The organism is Lancefieldella parvula (assembly GCF_963530955.1).
Taxonomy (GTDB): domain Bacteria; phylum Actinomycetota; class Coriobacteriia; order Coriobacteriales; family Atopobiaceae; genus Lancefieldella; species Lancefieldella parvula_A.
Genome location: NZ_CAUSFQ010000072.1, coordinates 1 through 7,187 on the forward strand (window position 1 = coordinate 1; position 7,187 = coordinate 7,187).

A 7,187-nucleotide genomic window follows, 5' to 3' on the forward strand; every position below is an offset into this window, starting at 1 on the left:
AGCTTTTACAGATGTAAACACAAGAGAATCTCAGCAAATTTATGCAACAAGAGATGGTCTCTTTAATGTTTCTTCCAAGAAGAACGTTGTGGTCTTTGTTTTGGATACCACTGATACAGCCTTTGTACAGCAAATCTATAACGAGTATCCCGAAACATTCGCCCATATGACAGGCTTTACCTGGTACAGGAACTCTGTTGGATCAATGATTCCTACACGATACGGAATTCCTTCTCTTGTCTTTGAAAATCGCCTACAACCCGGTCAATCATTTGGAGACTTTGTTAATGGTTGGGCGGACAACAGCCATTATCTAGATGACATCAATAAGCTTGGTTACTCCGTTGGCTTGTATACCGATAACTTCAACTCAATTTATACCGACTACATACACAACCGCACTATCAACTATCACGAGCTTCGTGGTCGTGGTTCAGAAAACCAGCTTAATGTGCTTGGTGCACTTCGCATTCTCTACAAGACGGCGTTCTGTAGAGATATGCCTTGGATGTTTAAGCCCCGCTTCTGGTATTACACCGAGGACCTCAACATGCGTATGATGAGAAAATTTACGTACGACGAGGTTGATATGTCTTCTCAGCGCTATAACGAAGATGACCTTAAGTATTATCAGGAACTCCAGCACTATGGCCTGTCTGTTCATGATGAAAACGATACAGGAAGCTTCCGCTTTATCCATCTTATGGGATCCCATGGTCCTTTCATCCTAAATAGAAACCTTGAGCGCCCCAAAGATCCAAGCGAAGAGAATGAAATTGAACAGACGAGAGGTGCTTGGAAAATCGTAGATGCTTATATTGCAGAGCTTAAGCGTCTTGGCCTCTACGAAAACACCTCTATTATTGTGACTGCTGACCATGGTCGCTGGTATCTAACACCAAACGATATTACAGAGACATCTGCTCCAGCAATCTTCTATAAACCTGCTGGTCAAAGCGCAGAAGAAGCCGAACAACCAATGCAGATTTCAGATGCTCCTGTCTGGCACTACGATATCTTGGCTCAAACGCTCAAAGATATGGGCGCAGATTCTCAGATGCTCTCTAACTACACCACTCCTCTTGATGAGTCTTATGAGGGAGAGAATCGTCCTCGTTACTACATTGAAACTATTACCGAGAATAACCGCGATGCAGAACTCAGAGAGTTTGTCATCAATGGCGATGCAACCGACTTTACTACCTGGAGTTTGACAGGAAATAACTGGAGATTAGTCTCCGATAAATAGCTCACAAACACAGAGCTAAAAGCTTTAGATAAACAAAAACGAGTCATTCTTACCACAGAATGACTCGTTTTTTAAGACATCTAGAATTGCAGAAACAAACTAATCTCTCTTGAGCAACTCGTTCCAGTCTGGAGTTGCAGAAAGAACTGTTCCTACAATAATGACAATGCAGCAAATTACAACCAGTGGAGATGGAATTGCTTCAGGCATAATTGTTGGCAGGATAATACCTGCAAGAGCTGCAAAAATGACCGACCATGCAGAGTAAGAAATGTTCAGTGCCATACCTCGAGAAGCACCGATGGCGTCAATTGCCTTGTAGTAGAAGAGATATGAGGCGGTACCTGCAAGAGCAGCAATAAAGACAACGCCATTAGCAGGAGTTAGTGCAACCTGTGCAGCAAAATCAACGGAACCGGCCAATGGCAAGATGAGAAGACCATAAGCAAACGCAGAGGTGGTTTCCCTAATTTGAAGAGCGGTCTCATTATCAACAGCATCGTCTTGCATACCCCAGGCCAAAATTACCGCCTCAGAGCCCCAGCCAAAGACACATGCAGCAACACCCAAGATACCCACAAGAACGTTTCCGTTACCCTCGCCTGCTGCAGTTGAGAGACCAATAACCATGACACCAACAAGAGCAACAATAAGGGCAATAACCTGCTTTAAGTTCATCTTTTCTTTGAGCAAAAGCCATGCCAAAACCGAACCAACTGCAGGATAAAAAGCTGAAATTGCAGCGGTGTAACCAGGTCCAATGGTGTTAATAGCAGCTAGGTAGCCACTCATACCAATTGGTCCACCCAGAAGTGCGCCAAGCATAACTACACGGCCACTCTTTGTTTTTGCTGCCTCAAGGGTGTCCTTAAGTCTGCCTTTCTGAGCCATCATGACTAAAAGAACTGCAGCGGCAAAGAAATCGTGCATGAATGCGCTGACAAATGACGCCTGAGCTGAATCAACATAAGGACTCATACCAAGAGCAACGCCAAGAATAACGGTATCAACCGCCCAAAGAATACCGCTTAAAAGACCGTAATACATAGTTTCTCCTTTTGCTCTTAGTTCTGAGCGTCTTCGTACCAAGAAAGAACACGATCAATATTGTTTGCAGCGTAGCGATAGTAAATGAAGAACCACTCGCCTACGTTCTCGCCCTCTGCTTCCTTAACCAGAGACCAGAGATACCAGCACCAACCAGCAAAGACTACATAGCTCCAGAAGTGTCTGCGCTGCTCAAACGTTGCCTCTTTTCCAAAGTAGTAATCAATAGCAGCATTAGCCTCATCGTCAGTAAGCTCACAGCAAACTGCGAAGGTACCAAAGTCATTAGCCTCATCTGACATGCCTGCATATTCCCAGTCAATAAGGCTGTAGGTACCGGCCTCATCAATCAAGAAATTCAGATAGAAGAAATCATTGTGTGAAATAACAATTGGATACTGATCTGCGTCTGCAAACTTCTTCAAGCGCAGGACCTTCTCGCGAAGCTCGTAGTAGCCAGGAATCTCAATAGGACCCTCTTCAAGCAGGAGTTTCTCGTAATTAAGACCCTCGTTGACAAAGTCAAAAGAACGATCAAGTGACGCGCCGCTATGATGCAGTTTATAACCCATCTCCATTGCGCGCTTGAGCTGCTCAGGATTATGAGGATCAAGATTCTGAGCGTTTTTCACAAACTTGGAAATCTTCCAACCTTCTTTTTGGTCCTCGTAAATAAAGGTGTTGTCTAGGCCAAGCTCACGAGCAAGTCGAAGACCAGCTTCTTCAGCTGCACGATCAACGAGTTTCTCGGTACCAACACCTGGATGCCTGTAGACATACTCCTGAGCATCATCACCATATCCCACAATAAAGTGAGCAGATAAATTGGTAAGTCCCTGTTTTAGAGGATAGAAACCGTGGATATCCTTCTTCTGGCAATGAAGCACCGAGACAATGTTGTCAAAAATCTCTGAGTCGATGTTCTCAATAAATGCTGGGTCAAACTGACGAAGTTCATCAAGGGAATCAAACTCGTAAATAACGCCGTCAGGATACTTTCTAATGGTCATAGAAAGCTCTTTGATATGACGGACGTAAATCTCTTCCCAGAGCATATCAACGGTTTCTGGCTTGTCGTAGACAGCCTCAAGAATATCTACAAACTTCTTTGAGAATTGCCTGTCAAAATAGACGTGACCAAGCATAATCCAAGAATTTGAACCGCCAATTTCTACGCCAGTAATACGTCCACCACGTCCTTCTTTAAGGCACCACTCATCAGTTTCTCCTGCGACATACGTTGCTGAGTAATAAGCCTCATAGACATAGTGCTCAAATGGATTCTGAGTAAAGTAGTCATCTGACGAGCAGATATACGTATTATCAAGCTGATCTTTTACATACCACAGCGTGGAATTGTTATTTCTTGTTGCATAATCTGGATTAACAACAATCTTGACGCCATACTTCTCCTCCAAATAGAAGAAGTACTCCTTCTTATAACCCACAACAACGGTGATGTCAGTAATGCCAGCTTCAAGCAACTGATGAATCTGACGCTCAATCAGAACTTCTCCACGAACCTTCAGGACACCCTTTGGCTTCTCATATGAAATAGGTGCAAAGCGAGAAGACAGACCAGCTGCCATAATAATGGCATTCTTAACCTCATAAGGTTTCAGAGCTTCAAGACCCTTTGGTGTGATGAGTCCCTCTTCAATAAGACCCTGGTCCTCAAGCGTTTTTACTGCTGAATTAACTGATCCCAAAGAAAGCTCAGTTTCTTCTGCAAGCTGTCTCTGATTGAGCTTCTCGTCAGAAAGAGCAATAGTTTTTAATACAGAAAACACGTTATTTGTTAGTGCCACGGTTCCTCCAAATGAAGACCAATTAACTGCGAAATAAACTTCCATACCAATTAACTTCAGTCATAATACTCCTATGTTCAAATTTATACAAGTATGAACATATTTTGAACATATTACCTTCAGAGGATTGTCAAAGACTGCCAATCTAACAAAAAACGGCACCTGAGATGCCGTTTTACCTTTTATGTATTGCTTTACAGGCGAGAAGACCCTAGTAAGGACCAAAATCCAAACGCGCTGGATAGTGGTTTTTACGCTTCTCAACTGGTGGCATTTGCATGTAATCGCCGTAAAGCATCCTAAGGAATTTATCATTTTGATTAGGGAACGCTACTTGAATTCCATCAAAATCAAGCTTATCGACAGGAAAAACCTCATCAACTGGATAGGTATTTACAAACCTATCCGTATCGTGCAGGTAGGCAATTCTTTTTGTCTTAACGTGAGCAAAGCGGTTGCGGGCTTCCTGCTCACGCTCATACATTTTCTGAGTAGAGAGATGCAGCAGTTTGCAAACTCCCCTACCCATAGTAACTGCTGCCTTTAAGAGCTTTCCTTTGATGCCGTCGGCCAAAATAACAGGGCGAGGAACGTCAACGAGGATGCGCATATGTGACCAGAACCACGCATCAAATGCCTGCTTCTGATATTCCTTCTCGTCATCTGAAACGTTATCAAAGCAGTAGACATCCAGAAAAATACCAAGATCAAGCGGAAGTGAAGCAAGTGCTTCTTCGCAGAACTGTGTTCCTTTGAGCATAATGCGCGTGGTTGGGAATGGATAGTTGATGTCCCTCTCAGTATTCATGATTGAATACTTTTCTGACCACTCTTTATCATAGATATCTAAGAGTTTGTTGAAGTCTTCTGCAGGAAGACAAACGTCGATATCATCATCCCAAGGAATAAATCCCTTATGACGAAGGGCGCCAATCGCGGTGCCGCCAAAACCAAAATAGCGGATGTTGTTGGCTTCACACGTGTCTACGAAGTCCTTTAAAATCATCAGCTCAACTTGCTGGAGATGCTTAAGCGTTTCTGTATCGTATGTGCGCATTATCGACCTTCATACATCTTCTTGTAGTAATCCTGATAATCACCGGAAACTACATTCTTAACCCACTCGCGGTTCTCTAAATACCAGTTGATAGTGGTAACAATACCCTCTTCAAATGGAGTTTCTGGATACCAACCAAGCTCTTCTTTAATCTTATCAGGTGCAATACCATAACGACGATCGTGACCCTTGCGGTCAGTAACGTAAGAGATTAGATCCTCAGTAATCTGAGTGTCCCCAGTGATTCTTGCAACTTCACTGATGATGCGCTTAACAATGTAGAGGTTGTTGCGCTCGTTGTGACCGCCAACGTTATAGACCTCACCAAGGCGTCCACCTTCAAGAACCATAGCAATTGCCTTACAGTGATCATCAACGTACAGCCAATCGCGAACATTAAGTCCGTCGCCATAGACAGGAAGAGACTTGTGTTCCAAGCAATTCTCAATCATCAGAGGAATGAGCTTCTCAGGGAACTGATATGGTCCGTAATTATTAGAGCAACGAGTAATTACTGCTGGGAACCCGTATGTATCATGCCAGGCCTTTACAAACATATCTGCAGAAGCCTTAGATGCAGAGTAAGGGCTATGAGGGCTCAATGGTGTAGTCTCACGGAAGAATGCCTCTGGATCATCAAGCGGAAGTGAACCGTAGACTTCATCAGTAGAAACCTGCAGGTATCTGTGGTCTCCGTAGGAGCCCTGGCCATCATTCCAGAAAGACTCTGCAACGCTCAGAAGAGCGACAGTACCCATAACGTTAGTGTCAGCAAAGGCACCCGGATCTTCAATAGAGCGATCTACGTGGCTCTCTGCAGCAAAGTTGATAACATAATCGGGATGATGAGCCTCAAACAACTGTGTCAGAGCCTCTTTATCCCTAATATCTACGTGAGCAAAGGTATAACGAGGGTCTTGATCATATTTCGAAAGGTTCTCAAGATTGCCTGCATAGGTCAGGGCGTCCACGTTCAAAATATGGATATCCTGATTTCTTTTGAGCATATAGTGGATAAAGTTAGATCCAATAAATCCAGCTCCACCAGTTACTAAATAGGTCTTCACACTAACCTCTTTCTACCTTCGAAAGATATGTCGCAAGAGCCTCTTGCCAAGGCCTCATACTATTTCCAATGGTACTCTCAAGATGCGCATTTACCAAAGATGAATACGCGGGGCGAGAAGCACTTTCTGGGTGCATCTCTTTCCACTGAGCAGAGGTTACCCTAGTAACCTTACAATCAAGATTGCTGCCAGCCATAATAGCCTCAGCAAAATCAGCCCATGAACATGTTCCCTCATTGGTAGCGTGATAGATGCCATAGTTCTCAGTAACCGCAATACATAAGATAGTATGAGCAAGATCATTTGCACTGGTAGGATTACCCACCTGATCATCAACAACACTAATCTCTGAATACTTCGAACCTAGGGTGCGCATAGTTGCTACAAAGTTCTTGCCAACATAGCCATAAAGCCATGCAGTTCTAACAACAAACGTTTGAGGATTTGTTGCAAGCGCAAGTCCTTCTCCCGCTAATTTTGAGCGACCATAAGCGGAAACAGGACAAGGAGCATCTTCTTCTGTGCGTGGAGAGCTTTCTTTGCCACTAAAAACATAATCGGTGGATACCTGAACAAGCTTTGTCTGAGTGGCGCTACAGGCACGTGCAAGATTCATAGGACCAAGCGCATTTACCGCAAACGCCATCTCAAAATTGCTTTCGCAGCCGTCTACATTTGTTGCGGCCGCACAGTTAATAACAAGGTCATAACGATCATGCTGGTCAAACCATGTATTTACCGCTTCTGAACTAGTAATATCAAACTCGTCTGCATCGGTATAGTCAACATCTGGATCAACAAACAACTTTGGAATAGGACCAATTTCAGAGACACCAGTCTCAAAAAGGCGTTTGAGTTCATTGCCTAACTGACCGTGAGAGCCAGTAATAAGAATTCGCATCTTACTCCCCTTTTTCAGAAGGAAGAATACGTCCCTCTGCAACGCTCTTGAGGTGCTC

General features: G+C 43.8%; 5 protein-coding genes and 1 pseudogene. 1 reads left to right on the top strand and 5 read right to left on the bottom strand.

What is annotated here, in order from left to right; all coding sequences use genetic code 11:
* Window positions 1–1,249: pseudogene (locus RWJ43_RS05260) on the top strand (sulfatase-like hydrolase/transferase); the annotation flags it as partial.
* A gap of 99 nt (window positions 1,250–1,348) precedes the next feature.
* Here RWJ43_RS05260 and RWJ43_RS05265 read toward each other — a convergent pair.
* From RWJ43_RS05265 to rfbD, 5 genes are all read right to left on the bottom strand, one after another.
* Window positions 1,349–2,296, bottom strand: coding sequence for a DMT family transporter (locus RWJ43_RS05265; RefSeq protein WP_314008661.1), 948 nt, complete (start codon window positions 2,294–2,296; stop codon window positions 1,349–1,351).
* A gap of 17 nt (window positions 2,297–2,313) precedes the next feature.
* Entirely contained in the window at window positions 2,314–4,104 is a 1,791-nt protein-coding gene (locus RWJ43_RS05270; RefSeq protein WP_314008664.1) for an NTP transferase domain-containing protein, read from the bottom strand.
* 211 nt (window positions 4,105–4,315) lie between these two features.
* On the bottom strand, window positions 4,316–5,161 hold the full coding sequence (locus RWJ43_RS05275) for a LicD family protein (RefSeq protein ID WP_314008666.1): 846 nt from the start codon (window positions 5,159–5,161) through the stop codon (window positions 4,316–4,318).
* Window positions 5,161–6,228, bottom strand: a complete 1,068-nt coding sequence (gene rfbB / locus RWJ43_RS05280; RefSeq protein WP_314008668.1) for a dTDP-glucose 4,6-dehydratase — start codon at window positions 6,226–6,228, stop codon at window positions 5,161–5,163. Before rfbB ends, RWJ43_RS05275 begins: the two co-directional genes overlap by 1 nt.
* Window position 6,229: 1 nt before the next feature.
* Window positions 6,230–7,129, bottom strand: coding sequence for a dTDP-4-dehydrorhamnose reductase (gene rfbD / locus RWJ43_RS05285; protein WP_314008670.1), 900 nt, complete (start codon window positions 7,127–7,129; stop codon window positions 6,230–6,232).
* Between the last annotated feature and the right edge of the window lie 58 nt (window positions 7,130–7,187).

Excerpts from the sequence above, each read along its gene's own strand:
- rfbD (WP_314008670.1), bottom strand. The coding sequence starts at position 7,129 with ATGCGAATTCTTATTACTGGCTCTCACGGTCAGTTAGGCAATGAACTC.
- RWJ43_RS05265 (WP_314008661.1), bottom strand. The coding sequence starts at position 2,296 with ATGTATTACGGTCTTTTAAGCGGTATTCTTTGGGCGGTTGATACCGTT.
- RWJ43_RS05275 (WP_314008666.1), bottom strand. The coding sequence starts at position 5,161 with ATGCGCACATACGATACAGAAACGCTTAAGCATCTCCAGCAAGTTGAG.